Raw genomic sequence first — 16,710 nt, 5'->3', positions numbered from 1 at the left:
AGCGGTGTCAGGTCCGCACCGCGTGAATGGCCGGCTTGCCGAGGTCGAGGTGCTCCACCTTCACTGACCAGCCCTGGGCGCGGCCGAGTTCGGCCACCTCATCGGCCGCAACAGGGCTGACCTGCTGGCCATCGGCGCAGTGCAGGACGAGGACAACCGGTCCCTTGGCCAGGTCGACGGTCACGACGAGCAGTTCGAGCAGCCGGCGGGTGTAGTCGAGGAACCTGGGAGCACTCCGGACGCGGTTGACGACCGCAGGGTCCTTCGCGGTCAGTTTGCGCTGGTCAACCGCGGAACTGGGGTCATCGAACCACGTGGACACGTCCAGCACGAAGCGGCCTCGGGGAAGCTCGCCGCGATGACTGGAACCGCAGCTCTTCACGTGCAGTTGTACAGCTTGGACCGCTGACATGCTTCGCACCCTCTCGATCCGCTGTGGATCAGGTGTGGATGCGCGGTGAATCAGCGTTGAGCGGCACGGAGCTTGTTCGGCGGTCGGCCCGCGGGGGAGAAGGTGGTTCGGGGTTCTTGATCGGCGCAGCGGGCCGGCCAGGTGCCGAGTTGTTCGCGCTGTCGATCACGTCGCCTCCTCGTTGTGTGCTTGGCGAGGAGCTTGGCAATCGCGGATCGATGGGAATGTCCGCCGCCGGACAGTTTCAGTGTGGCGTGAGTCATAGCCGTGCAGGCGGTGCACGATGATCGGCATGGCGTACCCGCATGATCGCAACGACTGCACCAGCTGCGAGGAGTTCGACTCGGACATGACCGTCGACCTCTTGCGGGACGAGGTCACCCAGGCACCAGGGGAGGCCGTGGGACGGTGGTGTTCGCGCTGTGCGGGCCCGCTGCTGGCGCGGCTGGCGTTGCTCGGCCGGACCGCGTTGGTCCGGCCGCTCGACGCGGAGCCGATGCGGCATGAGGTGCAAGAGGACGTGGTGCAGCGTCGGCACGAGGCGGTCGCGGATCCGGTGAACTGGACGATTGACTTCGCTGTTGACGTGCTCAAAGACTCCACCGAGGCGGGCGTAAGACTGGTGCGCGCCCTCGTCGCGGAAGGCGGTTCGGCCACGGTGGACCGGCTGCGGGAGGTGGCCGGCCAGTCGCGGCTCAGCTCGATGGCGCAGACGGTCAACATGGCCGCCAGGCGGCAGTGGCGTGAGCGATCTCGAGAGGGTGCGTCGCTGGTCACGGTCGCGCAGTCCCGCCCGGCACCAGGCCGGCCGGAGGGCTCGAAGACCCACGCCTATGACCTGCTGCCCGCAGGGATGCTGTCGATCTGGAGTGACGCTCTCGCACAACTCGGTCACTGACCAGCCAAAACCTGCACACGGTCTCTTCGTGGTCACGTCACCACTAATGCCAAAACGGGCGTTTTTGACCCATCCGGACGTCCACAGCGCTCGAACAAGTGTGCGACTGGATTGCTAGGCTTCGCGGATGCATTGGCGAGGAGAGAACGGCACCGAACGGCCGGATGCGCAGGTCAGGTACCGGATTGACGCGGGGGAGCGGGTCGGGGTGCTGCCGGCGTCGTGCAAGCGGGGGAAGCACTCGCTGACGCAGGTGGGCTACCGGGCGACAACCCACGGCGACGTGCTGCACGTCAGCTGCGAGGCGTGCGCGGCGGAGCCGAACCCTGACCACTACTGGACTTTGCAGCTGGAGGGGGCCCTGCCAGCGCGGGCGGAACTCGATGACGGCCCCTACCGCGACGTGCAGCCGCGGTTCATCTCACGGCCGGTCACCGCGGGCTCGAGATAGGTCAGGGCCCCCGCGACCTGGGCCTGGTCGCGGGGGCCCTGATGGGTACCTCCTGGTTGCCTGGGTGTTCCCAGGAGGCACCCGCGCACGCGGTTGATGGTCAGGCCTGGGGGGACTCCAGTTTGGTGGACTGGGTCACCTGGGCCACCACCGCGAAGAGCGATGAATTCGGTTCACAGCGTTGGAGCGGAAAGCTTTAGCCGTTGACCTGGCTCAGCAGCTGTTCGTGGGTGCGGCGCTGCTCTTCGATTCCGCTGACGAGGTGCGGATCGACGGCGGTCAGCATTCCCTTGGTCGGGCCACCATTCAGGCTGGTGACCGTGGTGATGCCTCGACGGCGCTCGATGTTCTCCACCGTGTATTCGGGCTGTGCGGCGGCGATTGCCAGCAGCAGGCCGTGCCGCTCTTCGAGATCGCGGCGGGCGTTCAGCAGCGCGGTCCAGGTGCTGTCACCGGTGCCGCTGACGATGCCCTCCGGCAGTTCGACCAGGGCTTCCCAGTGCGTTTCCGTGGGCGGAACGGCTGCACGGAGTTCTGGGCCGTGTCGGAGGATCTTCGCCTCGATGGTGTGGGTTTGGGCCGGGTCACTGGGGTTGAACGCGGTGACGGGGCATCCGGCAAGCTGATGCGGCTGCATCGTGTCTCCTTTACCAGGTACTAGGGCTCGTAGTACGGGTTGTCGCGCCAGGAGCCGGGGACGATCTCGCGGCTACCGTCTGGGTTGATGCGGACGAGGTATCCGCCGCGGATTCGTGAGCGATCAACGCCGCCGGGGAAGGCGATCTCTTGTTCTTTCATATAGTGCGTGTAGGGGAATGAGGCTTCGACGTCTACGCCCCCGCGTGCGCCGAGAGTGAGCACGGAGAAGGTGTCTTTGTCTCCGAGACCGCTGATGGCGTGATTTTCCCAGAGTTTCTCATCGCGAGTGGTGCTGACCCACGCACTTTCCGCGTTTTCATCGATCATCTTTCTGATCTCGCCGAGGTTCTCGTTGCGCGGTAGCAACCCCTCTTCGAACAGTTCGTCCAGGTCACGGGCGTCTACGCGGTGCAGATCCTCGGTGGTGTCACGCCACACAGCGTCTTCGTGGATCGTGCTGAGGTCGAGGTCCTTGACCGCGGCGGAGTGGTCGATATCGGCCCGGACGGCGGGGTCGTCGGCCAGCGGACTGCGGTACTCCGGTTCGGGCTGCTGGTGTTCGGGCTCCGCTTGTTGCTCGGGTTCGTGCTGGTGCGTCGGCTGGTCGTGGTCCGGGTCCTTGGGGTGTGCCGGCGGCTCCTGGTCCGGCCGTGTGGCTTGGTGAGGGTCGGGGGTGAGCCGTTCGGCGATGTTGCCGTTCGGCATGCCGTCGCCCTTCGGCACGCCGTTGCCGTTCGGGAAGCCGTTGCGCATCTCCTCCTTGAACTTGTGGGTGTCCTGGATGGACTGCTGGATGCGCTCGCCGATGTCGTAGCGGTTGCGCTCGGGCGAATCGAAGGGGGGAGGAGGGCGCTCCGGTGGCGGCTGCACCGGTCGTAGGGCCGGTGGCGGTGCCACCGGTGCCGGCGGTGGCACCGCGGGCCGTGGCTGCGCTGGCTGCTGTGGTGTGGGCCGGTTGACCTGCGGAGGCTGGCGCACGGGTGGTTGCGGCGTCGGGGTGACGCTGGAGACGGTGGTGGAGTCAGGACTCTTCGAGGTGGCCCAGGCCGCCAAGTCGTCGATGCGGCTGCGGAGATCGCCCCCGACGTCGCCGAGCGACTTGCCGATCTGGTCGAACATGCCGGCCGAGTGACTGTCCGCCTGGGCGACCGGTGTCGTGTTGGGGTGGGCAGGTTCGTGGGGAACGTTGCGGCCGGCGCGGCCCGCGTCCTCCGCGGCGTGGCCGATCTTGTTCGCGTCCCGGCCGAGCATCGAGCCGACCTTGCGCACGCCACCGACGCCGGCCTGACCCAGGCCGAACAGCCCGCCGGAGGCGGTGTCGAGCGCGGCGGCCGCTGTGGACTTGGCCGCGGTGCGCCCGGCAAACCCGCCGCCGCCGGTGGCCACGCCGAGCGCGATGTCGGGCAGGAGCTTGCCCAGCGCTTTGCCGGGGCTGTCCTTCCAGGTCTCGACGTCGAACACGGTCTTCGCAAACTCTGTCGGGTGCTGCACCCCGTTCCACAAGCCGGAGGCCAGCTTGTTCATGTTCTCGAGCTGCGCGCCGGGGTGCGAGATGTTGTAGGGGTCGAACGGGTTGGTCAAGCGCATCATCGAGTTGATGCCCTTGACGCCCTCCCAGATGCCTTCGGCGACGTCCTGCGCACCGGTGAGGGCGTAGCTGGCGGCGTCGCTGATGTTCGCGCCGAGGCGGTCCCACCAGTCGGGTTGGGCGGGCGCCTTGCCGATCCACTCGGAGATGACCCGTCCGCACGCGTAGCCGGCATCGGTGACACGGCGCCGGGCGTCCTCCAGCATCCGCTCGGCTTCCTTGCGGCCCGCTTCGCCTGGGTCCTGGTAGACGGGCTGGGGACCGGGGTCCTGGCCTGCGTCGATGGCGCCGTTGTAGACCTTGACGCGCTCGTTGTGCTCGGTGATCGCCTTCTTGGTCGCCTCCTGCGCGCCCTTCCACATGTGTAGTGCTCGGCCTGCGGTGTCCTTGGAGGAGTCGAGCACGACGCGGTAGTTGGTCAGCGCCTTGGAGATCTCCAGCAGCGCAGCGCCCGCGTCCATCCACTGCTTCGGCTTGCCGGCGATCCGCGACCGGAAGCCGTCCGCGGCCTGGCCGGTCCAGCCCGAGGAGTCGATCGCGGTCAAGCCTTCGCCGGCGAGGGTCATCGCCTCGCCCAGTTCGCGCATTGCGGTGGCGGATTCGGTGATCTCCGCAGGTTCGCCGGAGATCAGGTCGTTGGCGTCCGTCGCGCCGGCGAACTCCTCGACGTCGCCGGCGATGCCGTGATAGCTGCTCATCGCGGGGCCTCCGCCGGTGGGGCCTTCGGCTCTCCCAGCGGGTTGCCGATGGTCATGTCCACCAGCTCTTTGAGCTTGTTCACGACGCCCTCTTCGACCTTCTCGTAGGTCGACCGGGTGTCCGCCAATGCCGTGACGAACTCTTCGGTGCCTTCGATCAGGCCGCGGACCCACCAGTGCAGCCGGTCCAGGAACTCGTCCAGCCCGTCCGTGATCACCTGGTGGCCGGACTCGTCCACGTCGAGCTTCCACATGACGACGGTCTGACCGGACCTCTCCTGGCCGTGGAATCCGGCCTGGCGCAGCTCGCCGAGGGTGTCTGTGATGCCCTTCTCGGCCGCCTTCAAGGCTTCGAGGTCGACGCCGTAGCCGCCGCTCATCGAGGCACCTCGGAGACGTGTGGCTGAAGCTCGACGGCCTGGTAGTCGGTGTGTGGCCGGTGCGCTGCGCCGGCTTGCCGCAGGCGCTCTTGCTGGATCGCGTCGAGCAGCTGGGCTCCTTCGCTGATCAGCTGGTCAACGCTTTGGCTGGTGGCCCAGTAGGCGATGCTGATCGGTCCCGCGGACACGTCGCCGGAAGGCACGCGGGGCAGCATGTTGAGCTCGGCGGCGATGGTGGTCAGGCCGGCGACGACGAACGCGGCTTCGGAGTTGAGGTCGGCGAGCCGGGCCAGCCTGCCGGCCAGCACTGACAGCCGCGGGTCGTGCGGTGGGTGGGCCGTCATGTGCGCTCACCGCCGGGAAAGGGGATCACCTTCGCGTGGGTGGTGACGATGGGCGCGACCGGTGGGAACGTCATCATGTGCGAGGTGTGCGGGTCGAGGATGACGCCCAGGCCCTCAGGCATCACCGGGAGCAGCAGGTCGAGGACCTCGGAGCCAAGCAGGGTCATGTACTCGGAGTCCGCGCCGGTCACGCTGGTCAGGTGCTCCACGTTGGTGAAGACCTGCAACCACCGGCCCATTCCGGGCACGTCGACCGTGATCACGGCGGGCGGGCTGACCTGGCGGCAGACGTGCACGGGGGTCTCGCGGAACGCGGCCAGGAGCCGGTGCGGGTTGCCGTTGCCCGCGTAGAAGGCTTGCACCTCGCGGACGACGGCCAGGTCAGTCGTGTTGTCGGTGGCAGGCATCGTCACTCCGCTTCTTCAAGGGCGATCGGCCTCACCTTGGGGCGGGCGATCATGCGTGCGTGCGGGAGTCCGTGATCAAGCTCGATCCCGACGTGCTCGGGCAGCTGGCGGCGCAGGTCTGCGCCCTTGAGCTGGCGGTGCCACACCTCGTCATGGCCGAAGCGGGCATCGGGCAGAAACCCGTACTCGCTGTAGGCGTGCACCCAGTTCCCGCCACCCGCGTTGTGGATGACGATGTGGTCGGTGTCGGGTTCGGTCGCGACGTAGACGGTGGCCCAGTCGAACTGCTCGCTCAGGCCAGCGCGCTGGACTTCCTGCTGACGTTCCTGCTGGGCGGTGCGCCGCAGGTCGGGGCCTCCGACGACGGGGTTGCGTGGTCCGTTGGCCGGTTCGAGGAAGCTCATGACCACCTCCCGGTGGAGTCGATCTGGTGCTGGGCAAGGGCATCGGCGCTGATGGCGGCGACGGGGATCACGACGTCGACCACGCCGGCGTCTGGGTACAAGAACCGTGCCTGCGGGCAGAAGCGGGTGATCAACTTCCGGGCGCGGACGTTGCCGGTACCGAGGTAGGCGCACAGGTAATCCATCTGCGCCAGGGCCGTGACCTCGGCGAGCATCGCGGCCATCAGGGAACCGAGTCCCTTGCTCTGCCAGGCGTCTTCGATGATCAGCGCGGCCTCGGCCGTGGCGTCGTCGTCGGGCAGGATCGACCCGGCGGCCAGCACGCGATCGTCCTGCCAGGCCAGCACGGTGGCGTGCTTGGTGCTGCGCACGACGGTGTCCACGTACAGCTCGACTGCGGTCACCGCCCTCATGTCGCCGACCAGCTCGACCAGCTCGTCCTCGTCGGCGGGGCCGGTCGTGGCGGTCAGGAAGCGCGCGTGCAGCGACTCGGCGGAGCAGCGGGCGAACATCGCGCGCAACGCCGGGCCGTCGTTCGGGGTGGCGCGGCGCAGGTAGATCGGGGCGAGCAACGGCGGAGGAACGGTCATGCCGCACGCTCCAGTTCCGCGACGTCGTCCGGGTGGACGGTGTCGTGCGGCCAGCCGAGCGCGGCCAGCACGGCGTGCACGCCGAAGTCCCTGACGAAGAAGTGGTCGCCGGCCCATTGGCGCAGCGCGGCGTGGCCGGGGTGTGCGAGTTCGCTCCAGGGCTCCACTGCGGCCGGTGGGGCGTACCAATCGCCGTTGGCGCTCCACGCGTGCAGCTGGCAGCCCTGCACGAGCTGGGCCGCGGTGGCTGCGGGGCGGTAGCGCTCGCAGGCGGCCAGGTCGGCGCGAACGCGGGGGAGTACCCGGTTCAACAGCCTCTCGTCGTAGCGCAGGTCCATCGACAGGCCGCCCAGCTCGATGAGCGCGTCCACCAGGCCGCCGTCGTCGAGCTGGTGCAGCTGAACCGGCGCCTCGAGGTGCGCGGCACGCGAGCCGGAGACGATCACGCCGTCCAGATGCCTGTTCTGCGCTTGCAGCCGCACCGCCAGCTCGAAGGCGATCAAGGCGCCCAGGCTGTGTCCGAACAGCGCCGACCACTCGACTTCGCCGTACCTGGTGACCAGGTCATAGGCGATCTGCTCGGCGATCATCTCGACGGTGTACTCGTCGCCGCGCCACGCGGTGCTGCGCGGAAGCACAACGGTAAGCAGCTCGACCTCGTCCGGCATTTCGCGGGCCCAGCGGTGATAGACGCCGGGGCCGCCGCCGGACCACGGGATGCAGATCAGGCGGTGAGTCGCCTGCGGTCGCGAGACCGGGCGCAGCACATACGCCCGTGATGGTTCAGTCATGTTGAAGCCCCCCGAATATGTGACTGGGGAAGGGAGAAAGGGAGCCCGCGGTCCGTGGCAGGGGTATTTCGTTGCCGTCCAAGGCATGCCGACCGCGAGCGTCCTTTCTCGCCCCCACCCCCTTCTTGTGACCCCTTGCGGGGCTGCCACCTGCACTTCGGGATGGATGTCCGGGCCCCTCGAAGTCCCCGCCCCCCGGCGGAGTTGTGGCTCATCCAGGATTCAAGACAGGCGGTCTGGAATTCATCGGAAGAAGCGCCGATGTTGCCGCGCAGCCAAATGGACTAGCTCTTGGTAGCTACGTAGGTACTGCACGTGGCCGTCGCTCGATCCGCTTAGGTGGGGCACGTAGGTGTATTCACCGATGCGGGTTTGGGCACGAATGATCGACGCTACTGAGAACCCCTGTTGGTGGGGACTGAGGGCTGGTCGCGATGGCGTGGCCGGGAGCCGATGGAGGCGCGGGGTGTCAGCAACAGGCACGCTGTTCAGCAGGGAGTACTTCCGTGATCCACTGCCGACACTGAATTCGCTCAGGCCATTCGGGCCGGTGCACCCGGCGGTGTTGCCGAACAAGGCGGCGGTGTGGGTCGTGACGGACTACGACCACGCCCGGATCGCCCTGACCGACCCGAGGGTCCGCAAGGCCTCGGGTCCGCTGTCGGAGATCATGTTGCGCAAGCTCGAAGAGGGCGGCGGCCACCCTGCGGTGTCGTCGTTCTTCGCGAACAACATGCTGGTCATGGACCCTCCGGACCACACCAGGCTGCGCAAGTTGCTCGCCAGGGACTTCACGCAGCGCCGGATGGAGGCGCTGCGTCCCTGGGTCGAGCAGATCGCGACCGAGCTTCTCGACCAGCTGCCGGTGACCGAGCCGGTCGACCTGATCGAGCGGTTCGCCTTCCAGCTCCCGATGATGGTGATCTGCGAGCTGCTCGGCGTGCCGCAGGAGTCTCGGGCGCCGATGCGGGACTGGTCGCAGGCGATGATGGGCGAGGCCTCGCAGCAGGCCGCCGTCGAGGCCGGTCAGCACATGACGGCGCTGTTCACGGACCTGGTCGCCCGCAAGCGTGTCGAGCCGGGCAACGACCTGATCTCCGCGCTGACCCGCGCCAGCGATGACGACGAACGCCTGACCGAGGACGAGGTGGTGCAGACCGCCATCCTGCTCGTGGTGGCCGGCCACGAGACGACCGTGAACTTGGTCGGGTCCGGTGCGGAGTGGCTGCTGCGCGACCACGACACGCGTCGGCGGCTGGTGGACGACCTGACGCTGATGCCTCAAGCGGTGGAGGAGTTACTGCGGCTGACCAGCCCGTTGACGATCGCCACGGTGCGCTACACCGCGGAGCCCGTCACGTTCGGCGACGTCACGGTGCCGGCCGACGAAATCCTGCTCGTGTCGCTGAGCGGCGCGAACCGTGATCCCGCCCGGTTCGAACGCCCGGACGAGTTCGAGCTGGGCCGCAGCGCCGGCCACCTCGCGTTCGGCCACGGGATCCACCACTGCATCGGCGCCCCGCTGGCCCGGCTGGAAGGCGAGATCGCGCTGCGCCAGCTGCTGAGTCGGTTCCCCAGCTACGTCGGCGCGGTCCCCTCCGACCAGCTCCAACACCGACGCGCCTACATGGTGTCGTCCGGCTTCCGGGAACTCCCCGTGATCCTCGATCCAGCCTGACCACACGACGATGACGAAGGGGACGTGCCAGTGGCACGTCCCCTTTCTCAGTCGAGCATGACCTTGGCCCGGTTCTCTGCGGTTTCCGCAGGTAGCCGGGCTATTGCTGTTGCTGGCCCCACCACACGCTGATGTCCACCCGGCTGCCGGCGCCGACGAGACCGAGCCTGTTGCGGATGGACGCCAGGTGCGCATCAACCGTGCGGACCGAAACCACGAGCTTCTCGGCGATCTGCTTGTTCGTCATCGCGGCGGCGACCAGGCCGGCGATCTCGTACTCCCGCTCGGTCAGCCCGCCAGGGATGATCGGCCGGCCGTCTTGCACGGCGGCCTGCTCCTGCGCGTACGCGAGCACCTGGGGGCGACTCATGGCCGCGCCGCGCTCGGCCGCGGCCGAGAATTCGGCCATTCCGAGGCGGGCCCGCGCGATGGTCTCCCAGTGGGAGTGCAGCTTGTGCACGATGCCGACTTCCATGATTCCCACGGTGTCCTGCTGCCACTGGCGCACGGCGCCCATCAGCACCGCAGCGGCCTCGTGGCGACCGACCTCCACCATCGCCCAGGCCAGGGCGTCGAGGCTCCACGTCGGCCCCCACATGTCACCGATGCTCATCTGGCTGGTCATCACTTCTACGAAAACATCGATGGCGCGGTAGGCGGAGCCGTGCTTGAGCTCGGCGATCCCCCGGCACCACTTGGCCCAGTTGAGGCCGATGGGGGAGCCGGTGCTGTGGGCGCGGGCGATGTCGTCCTCGGAGGCCTGAAAGGCCAGGTCCGGCGGTCCGACGAGGACCGCGGCCATCGGGACGAACGAGCGGGCCGGGTACACCGAGCCGGAGGGAGCGTTCTCCAGCCACAACCGCTGAGCTTGCTCGAGCACGGCGATCGCGCCGGGGTCGGAGTCGGCGTAGACCATGATCAGGGCCTTGCTGAACAGGATCCAGCTCTCCAGGTCCGGGGGGTTGCCCAGCTGGGCCGAGATCTCGATCGTTTCGGCGAGACGGGCGCGGGCCATCGTGTGATCGCCCTGCGACACACCGATGGTCATCAGCAGCATGCGCCCCATGATGTCCAGCCGGTGAGGCTCGTCAGTCGGTGCGTCCAGGGTGCGTTCGAGCAGGCTGCGCGCCTCGTGAAGCCGCCCCAGGGCGTAACCCCAGCGTGACTGTCCCAACGCCACAGCCAGCCGCTTGGCGTCGTGCACCTTGCCCTCTGCCAGGAAGATGTCCGAGGCGGCGAGGAAGGACGGCATCTCGGCCTTGATCAGCTGCAACCAGGCGATCTCGTGCGGGCTCTGCACCGCGCTGGACAGCTCGGCCGCCCAGTCCCGGTAGTGCTCGGCGAACCTCAGCCTGAGCTGGGCTTCCTCGGGGCGGTCGCGAAGCTTCGCCTTGGCGAAGGACCGCATCGTCATCAGCATCCGGTATCGCGCGGCGCCGTCGCGGATCTCCACGACCAGCATCGACTGATCGACCAGCGACATCAGCAACTCGGCGACGTTCTCGGCCGCGATCGTGGCGTCCGAGCACGCCTTTTCCGCGACTTCCAGCCGGAAGCTGGCCGGGAACAGCGCCAAGCGCTCCCACAGTTGCTGCTGCTCAGGACAGCACCGGTCATACGACCAGGAGATCATCGCGGACAGCGTGCTGTGGTGCGGCTGGGAGTAGTGCGTGCCGGTGTCGAGCAACGAGAACCGCTCGTCCAGGGCCAGCTTGTCCACCAGGTCCTTGATCCCCATCGTGCGCAGCCGTGTGGCGGCCAGCTCGATCGCCAGCGGGATGCCGTCGAGCAGCTGGCACAAGCGCTTGGCGTCGGGCAGGTCGCTCTCGCACAGCTCGATCCCGACCGCGCGGGCCCGGTCATAGAGCAGCTGCACAGCCTCGTAGCGGGTGCCCTCAGGGCTGGCCACGGGGTCGTCGTTGCCGGCGTCGAGTGGGGAGACGCCCAGCACTCGCTCTCCCGGCACCTGCAAGGTCTGCCGGGAGGTCGCCAGCATCCGGACGCCGGGGGCGGCCTGCAACACCCGGCGGACCAGGCCCGCGACGTCATCAGCGAGGCGTTCGCAGTTGTCGAACAGCAGCAGCAGTTTGAGCTTGCTCAGCCTCTCCAGCAGGATCCCGAAGCTGACGCCCACCGAGCTGTTGAACGGGAATCCCAGCACCTCGGCCACGGCGGCGGCGATCTGCTCAGGCTTGGACAGCGGGGTCAACCAGACGACCCAGACCCCGTCCGGGTAGTCCTCGGCGGGGTTCGCCGCGATCATGGAGGCGATCCGGAGTGCCAGGCGTGTCTTGCCGACGCCGCCCGTGCCGGTCAGCGTGACCAGGCGTGACTCGCCGAGCATTCTCAGGGTGTCAGCGACAGCGTGGTGCCGGCCCACGAAGCTGGTTTCATCAGCTGCGGGCAAATTGCCGGGCCTCGTCCCGGTCATGGGTGCACTGTCGGTAGTCACTTGGGTGAGGTTACGTAATCGCGGCTGCTCAAGTATGGGATTTAAGACTGTCGCGCTCACACTCCGGTCACACCTGACGGGGGACTGGCGCGATTATCACCGTGCGCAACCGCCTGATTACATCCTTTTTGGGTCATTTCTCAGGCGTGAACTGGCGTCGTTCAGGCAGTCGCGGACGCGGCCGCCGTCCGATCGTGGTTACGGTGTGTGAGAACCCGCCAGAGGACGGTCTCGCGCACCAGCGCGACGGGCACGCCGCCGAGAATCAGGGTGGCCTGCACGTGGATCACCGGGAAGTCCTCCCGCGGGCGGGTGGCGATCGTGTAGGCGAAGTGGTTCGACCGCTCGGCGTCGGCGTCCTCCAGGAGCGCACCGAGCGGGATCTCGCCGGCGCGCAGTGCCTCGCGCTGCTCCAGGGTGAACGGCAGCCGGTGCTCGATCACGAGCGCGGAGATCGCCGCGGCGTAGAACGCGGGCCCAGCGATCCGGGGCACCAGCCACCCCTCTCGATAGAGGGCGGGGTCGCCGGCGTCGACGTCGAGGAACACGGCGTCGCTGGTGGAGACCGGTCGGCGGCAGTCCTCAAGCCGCGGCTGACGTCGCAGCGGTGTGCCCAGATAAGTGCCCAGCGACCTCGTGAACGACCTCGTTCTGCGGAGGCCGCGCGTCAGTCTCGCGGCCTCGGCGGCAAGAGCGGGGCCAGCCTTGACCGGCCCTCGGATCGACGCTGACGCCGCGGCGTCAGCGAACTCGAGTCTGCCGGCACGGGCAACGCCACGGCAGGAAGTGGCAGGGGAGAAGCTCCGGCGCCAACTGCATGGTCATCTTCACGCCCTCGTTTCGGGACAGCCCGAAGGGCGCGGACTGACGAGGGGCGCGAACACCCAAGACCGGGTGCGGGACCTGCCTACTGTGCACCCTCGGCCGTCGCGCCGTGCGCGGTTTCATCAACCTCCCGCAGGCTGCAAGCACGGCCTGGCGGTCGATCTCCGGCACCGCAGCGCCCCCGCCACCGACTCCGAAACGTCAAAAACGGCCGTTTTCGGCATGGCTGTGGTGTTCGGTTCGAGAAGGTCGTCGGCTGTCAGCCCTCGTGCTGGACCTGCTGCACGGCGCGGGCGGCGGCTGACGCACTGGCAGCGATCTCGCCCAGCAGCGCGGTGCGGCGCTGCACCTCGGCAGGGTCCTGGAGGTGCGCCGGGGCGAGCAGGGAGGTGACGACGTCGAGGATCTCCTGCCCGTGCGCGGCTGCGGCCGCCAGCGGGTCGGCGTCGGGCTCGATGCCGTGCCGGCGGAGATCCTCGAAGACGACGTGGAGAGGCACGTCCGCGGCCGCGGCGAGCTGCGCCGCGTCCTGCGCGTCCGCGCGCCACGCGATAGCCATCAGGGAGGACCGCTGGGTTTGTGCCTGGTCATCGTGCTCAGCCCAGTTGCGCAGGGCGATGAACGCCGCTTCACGCGTGTTCTCCCGGTCGAAAGAAGTGGTCACCGGCTGAGCGTGCCAGTTGGCGCGGCCGGCGTGGGGGAGCGGCTCGTCTCGGGGGATGCGGAGTACGTCCGTGCCGGTCGCGGAAGTCGGTGGCGCAGATCGGCAATCACACCGATGTGGACACATCGGCCTCCTATTGATGCTGGTCACGGGCCGGAAGGGACTGGCTCTGTGTCATGAGGGGGTCGGATGTACGGGAAGAAGGGGGCTGGTGCGCCGCGTGAGGAGTGGAGCGGTGCGCCGTCTCGCACTGGTGCTGGGTTGTGCCGGGGGAAGGCGCGGCGCGGTGATCGAGAACTTGCAGTGTGTCCAGTTGTTGTCCAGTTCGGAGGCAAGCTCGGGCGGCTCTCCGGCAAGCACGCTCCGGCCGTTGGCGGGTGGGCGTGGTGACCGCCGGAACCACGATGTCGCCGGCAGCGGGGGCCGAAGCGCCGCAGCTCGTGCGGCCGCTGCCGACGATCGGCGTCGACCCCGGGCAGACGTGGACGGCCGCGGTCCTGCGGGTCGGCGACTTCGGAGTGCACGGCTGGACGATGGGCCCGGTTGATCAGTACGGGGTGGTTCGTCGTGACGCTCTCAACGATGTCGACAACTGGCCGGCCTTCGGCCTCTACGTGGCGCGGCTGGTCGACGCGCTGGACGAACTCGTGACGTTCGCGATCGACCGGTACGGGGAGGTCCGGGTCGCGGTCGAGGTGCCCAGCGTGCCGATCGGCTGGCAAACGGGTTCGGCGAAGAAGTTCCAGCGGTTGCCGATGCGGGACTGGTTGATCCCCAAGCAGGTGGCGGCGGCGGTGATCGGGCAGTTTCCCGAGGCCAAGCTCATCCGCCCGGACGGGTTCGGCTCGCGTGCGGCGTCGGAGTACCCGCAGGAGCTGCGCGGCCGCAGGCCTGCGGAATGGGGGCCGAACGACACCCCGCGCAAGGAACGGGACCACGAACGGGCCGCGTACGACGTCGCGGGCGCTGCTGCGCGGATGCCGCGATGACGGGCCCGGCGACCACCGTCGAGCAGGAGGAGCAGGCGCCTGCTCGGCCTCGTCCGCGTCCTCGCCGGCAGCGGTTCGCGTGGGCGCGGGACTGGCGCACACTGCGCTCGGCGCTGACGTCCTGGTGGTACTCGGTGGGCGGCTACGACCTGCGGGTGGCCTGGTACGACGCACGGCGGGCGCCGGGCTGGGTGCTGCTGGGCTTCGTGGCGTTGTCCTGGGTCGCCACCGACTTCACGCTGGTGCCGATCGGGGCCGCGGCCGCGTTGTGGTTGGCGATGATGTGGCTGACCAGGTGGTTGTCCTGGTGGATCCGCCGGCGGGTGCGCCGGTGGTTCCGGCCGGTGATCGGCCTGGTGGCACTCGCGTGGCTGGCCCTGGACGCCGGCCTGTGGGTCTGGATCCTCGCCCTGGGGCTGTGGCTGGTCATCGCGGGCGCGACGGACACCTGGCGGGCCCGCAACCGGCTGATCGCCTGGGTGCTGGGCTCGGTCGCCCGGTCGGCGCGCGTCGACCCCGCACAGTTCGCCGCCCGGCACGGGGAGTGGGACGGCAAACGGCTCGTCTACGCGGAGGTGCCGTTCGGCAACGACGTGCGGGTGGAGGAGTCGGCGGTGCGGGAGCGCATCGCCAGCGCGGTGAAGTGGTCGCTGCGGCACGCCGGCGACTACACCGTCAGCTGGCCCGCCGGCCGCGCCGTCTTCGAGCTCAAGGCCGAACCGGCTTTGCCGACGAACATCCCTGATCTGCTGTGGCCCGCCAACCTGCCGGGAATTCCGATCGGCGTCACCGACGAGGAATCCGCCACCGGCATCTACGAGGAACGCGACGAGACCACCGGGGAAACGCTGCTGCGGCTTCCGCTGCTGATGGTCGACCCGGCCGACGCGGAGAAGCACCTGCTCGTGATCGGCGGGACCGGCGCGGGCAAGAGTCATTTCACCCGCGGCTACATCGCCAGGGGCCTGCGCCTCGAATGGTTCCCCGGCGGTACGTGGATTCTCGACGGCAAGGGCAGTTCGGACTACATCGTGTTCGAGGGCCGCCGGGGCGTGCACTGCGTGGCCCGTGAGCCGGAAGAGTGGCTGGCCAATCTGGAGCGCATCTCGGCCACGATGCGGGCCCGCTACGAGGAGGACGCCGAGTACCACCGCGGCAACCGGGAGAAGCCCTACCACCCGCCTTTCCTGGTGGTGCTGGAAGAGGTACAGGAAATCCGGTCGGTGCTCGGGGCGAAGGTTCTCGACCCGATCCTGCAACAGCTTTCCCGCCAGCTACGCGCGTCCGGTGGCCGGCTCATGGTCGTGACGCAACGGCCGGACGCCGAGGACGCCATTCCGGGCGCTGTGCGGGACATGCTCGAGTACCGCATCGTGCTGGGCTACGTCTCGCCGGTCGGTGCGCGAATGGCGCTGGAGGACGATTGGCGGCGAGCTGTGGACGAGTACGGCGCCGAACCGATTCCTGGCCGCGGCCTGGCCCGGATCGCGGGGAAGCTGGCCCGTATTCAGGCCCTGCGCATCGACCTTCCGCGAGAGCACCCGGAAATGGAGAAGCTGTACCCGCCGAAACTCGGGAAAAGCACTCCCGAGGGCGGCGGCAGTGGCGGAGGCGGAGGCGGTGGCGGCGGGCAGCCTCCGGCCGACGACCTGCCGTCCAACGTCATCCGGTGGTCACCCCGCAAGGCGCCAGCGGCCGAGCAGGAGGAGGAACACGGCGCCGAGGCGGAGGCGCAGACGCCGCCGTTTGGGACGCCTGTCGTGCGGCCTGAGGACCTCGCTCCGCCGCCGGAGCAGGACGTGGCTCCGCCGGCCGCGGGCGAGCCTCGCGGACGTTCCGGACGGCGCCGCACCATCTGATCAACAGCCCGCTCCAGCGACACGGCAACGGCCCCGTTCCATGATCAGGAACGGGGCCGTTTCGGGTTTGGCCGGGCGAGACTCGGAACAGTGGTTTACGGCTCGCACGCGACTACACCGGGAGATCTCTGGGGGCTTTGCCCCCAGTATATCCGCTGAGTCGTGCGAGGCGGTGAGCGAGAAAAATTTTCGAACGCTTCTTTCGAAAATTTTCTGAGTGGAGCGGGGGAGGGGAGCGGGCGTGTTCCGCTCCCCTCGGGGGAGGCCAGGCGGAGCTGCCTGCTCCCCGGTGGGAGCAGGCAGCGACGGCGTGGCCCGAGGGTGCCGGAGGGGCGCGACGGCAGCCTCGGTGGACCACCGCAGGGAGGTACCGCTCTCCCCTAGCTCCAGCTCAGAGGGGAGGGGACTGGCGTTGTCGGCCGGGGCATGGGCGGTCAGGGTGAGGGCTGCTGATGGGGTCGCCGTCCAGCCGCGCCGTGGTGCCGGGGCTCGGCCTGGACGTGGGAGCTGGAGGAGTCTGCGAGCCGGGGGACTGGCGTTCGCTGTATTCGGGACGGTCTTCGAAATGGGAACGCCCCGACTCCCTCGGCGGGAATCGGGGCGCTTTGCTGAGTCGGATTTCTGATAGCAGCGCTGACTAG

The 16,710-nt window shown here is 68.6% G+C and carries 17 protein-coding genes; 5 read left to right on the top strand and 12 right to left on the bottom strand.

The features are described 5' to 3' along the window. Positions 1–7: 7 nt before the first annotated feature. Entirely contained in the window at positions 8–412 is a 405-nt protein-coding gene (locus ACVDFE_RS00225; protein ID WP_458429174.1) for a RapZ C-terminal domain-containing protein, read from the bottom strand. Positions 413–704: 292 nt separating this feature from the next. Between ACVDFE_RS00225 and ACVDFE_RS00220 the strand changes: the two genes are divergently transcribed. Together ACVDFE_RS00220 and ACVDFE_RS00215 are read left to right on the top strand one after the other, a co-directional pair. Then, positions 705–1,310 carry a hypothetical protein gene (locus tag ACVDFE_RS00220; protein WP_458429173.1) on the top strand — a complete coding sequence of 202 codons (606 nt, stop codon included), beginning with the start codon at positions 705–707 and terminating at the stop codon, positions 1,308–1,310. Positions 1,311–1,437: 127 nt separating this feature from the next. Then, on the top strand, positions 1,438–1,761 hold the full coding sequence (locus tag ACVDFE_RS00215; protein WP_458429172.1) for a hypothetical protein: 324 nt from the start codon (positions 1,438–1,440) through the stop codon (positions 1,759–1,761). Between the two features lie 196 nt (positions 1,762–1,957). Here the strand turns inward: ACVDFE_RS00215 and ACVDFE_RS00210 are convergent, their stop codons facing one another. The 8 genes from ACVDFE_RS00210 to ACVDFE_RS00175 are packed head-to-tail and all read right to left on the bottom strand — an operon-like array spanning position 1,958 to position 7,602. Next, positions 1,958–2,398, bottom strand: a complete 441-nt coding sequence (locus tag ACVDFE_RS00210) for a hypothetical protein (protein WP_458429171.1) — start codon at positions 2,396–2,398, stop codon at positions 1,958–1,960. Between the two features lie 20 nt (positions 2,399–2,418). Continuing rightward, the gene (locus ACVDFE_RS00205) at positions 2,419–4,686 is read right to left on the bottom strand and encodes a WXG100 family type VII secretion target (RefSeq protein ID WP_458429170.1); all 2,268 of its coding nucleotides are present in this window, start codon (positions 4,684–4,686) and stop codon (positions 2,419–2,421) included. Beyond that, the gene (locus ACVDFE_RS00200; protein ID WP_458429169.1) at positions 4,683–5,066 is read right to left on the bottom strand and encodes a hypothetical protein; all 384 of its coding nucleotides are present in this window, start codon (positions 5,064–5,066) and stop codon (positions 4,683–4,685) included. Before ACVDFE_RS00200 ends, ACVDFE_RS00205 begins: the two co-directional genes overlap by 4 nt. Beyond that, on the bottom strand, positions 5,063–5,410 hold the full coding sequence (locus tag ACVDFE_RS00195; RefSeq protein ID WP_458429168.1) for a hypothetical protein: 348 nt from the start codon (positions 5,408–5,410) through the stop codon (positions 5,063–5,065). Before ACVDFE_RS00195 ends, ACVDFE_RS00200 begins: the two co-directional genes overlap by 4 nt. Next, entirely contained in the window at positions 5,407–5,817 is a 411-nt protein-coding gene (locus tag ACVDFE_RS00190; RefSeq protein WP_458429167.1) for an SseB family protein, read from the bottom strand. Before ACVDFE_RS00190 ends, ACVDFE_RS00195 begins: the two co-directional genes overlap by 4 nt. 2 nt (positions 5,818–5,819) lie before the next feature. After that, complete coding sequence (locus ACVDFE_RS00185; protein WP_458429166.1) at positions 5,820–6,221, bottom strand: hypothetical protein; 402 nt, start codon at positions 6,219–6,221, stop codon at positions 5,820–5,822. Further along, positions 6,218–6,811 carry an N-acetyltransferase family protein gene (locus tag ACVDFE_RS00180; RefSeq protein WP_458429165.1) on the bottom strand — a complete coding sequence of 198 codons (594 nt, stop codon included), beginning with the start codon at positions 6,809–6,811 and terminating at the stop codon, positions 6,218–6,220. The genes ACVDFE_RS00185 and ACVDFE_RS00180 overlap by 4 nt, the downstream gene beginning before the upstream one ends. Then, positions 6,808–7,602, bottom strand: coding sequence for a thioesterase II family protein (locus tag ACVDFE_RS00175; RefSeq protein WP_458429164.1), 795 nt, complete (start codon positions 7,600–7,602; stop codon positions 6,808–6,810). The genes ACVDFE_RS00180 and ACVDFE_RS00175 overlap by 4 nt, the downstream gene beginning before the upstream one ends. 562 nt (positions 7,603–8,164) lie before the next feature. On the opposite strand from ACVDFE_RS00175, the gene ACVDFE_RS00170 reads away from it, so the two are divergent. Then, complete coding sequence (locus ACVDFE_RS00170; protein WP_458429163.1) at positions 8,165–9,280, top strand: cytochrome P450 family protein; 1,116 nt, start codon at positions 8,165–8,167, stop codon at positions 9,278–9,280. A 100-nt stretch (positions 9,281–9,380) separates the two neighbouring features. Here the strand turns inward: ACVDFE_RS00170 and ACVDFE_RS00165 are convergent, their stop codons facing one another. The 3 genes from ACVDFE_RS00165 to ACVDFE_RS00155 all read right to left on the bottom strand — a co-directional run bounded on the left by ACVDFE_RS00165 (position 9,381) and on the right by ACVDFE_RS00155 (position 13,221). Then, positions 9,381–11,711 (bottom strand): helix-turn-helix transcriptional regulator, encoded by a 2,331-nt coding sequence (locus tag ACVDFE_RS00165; RefSeq protein ID WP_458429162.1) that lies wholly within the window; start codon positions 11,709–11,711, stop codon positions 9,381–9,383. 182 nt (positions 11,712–11,893) lie between these two features. Next, positions 11,894–12,280, bottom strand: a complete 387-nt coding sequence (locus ACVDFE_RS00160) for a hypothetical protein (protein WP_458429161.1) — start codon at positions 12,278–12,280, stop codon at positions 11,894–11,896. Positions 12,281–12,816: 536 nt separating this feature from the next. Further along, a complete protein-coding gene (locus tag ACVDFE_RS00155) occupies positions 12,817–13,221 on the bottom strand; it encodes a hypothetical protein (protein WP_458429160.1) in 405 nt (134 codons plus the stop codon). A 386-nt stretch (positions 13,222–13,607) separates the two neighbouring features. Between ACVDFE_RS00155 and ACVDFE_RS00150 the strand changes: the two genes are divergently transcribed. Together ACVDFE_RS00150 and ACVDFE_RS00145 are read left to right on the top strand one after the other, a co-directional pair. Next, positions 13,608–14,210, top strand: coding sequence for a hypothetical protein (locus ACVDFE_RS00150; protein WP_458429159.1), 603 nt, complete (start codon positions 13,608–13,610; stop codon positions 14,208–14,210). Further along, positions 14,207–16,069: a hypothetical protein gene (locus ACVDFE_RS00145; RefSeq protein ID WP_458429158.1), complete on the top strand. Its 1,863-nt coding sequence runs from the start codon at positions 14,207–14,209 to the stop codon at positions 16,067–16,069. Before ACVDFE_RS00150 ends, ACVDFE_RS00145 begins: the two co-directional genes overlap by 4 nt. The last annotated feature ends 641 nt before the right edge of the window (positions 16,070–16,710 follow it).

This window comes from Lentzea chajnantorensis (genome assembly GCF_054300775.1).
The sequence above is the reverse complement of the archived record's forward strand: the minus strand, read 5'-3'. Positions and strand labels throughout refer to the sequence as shown.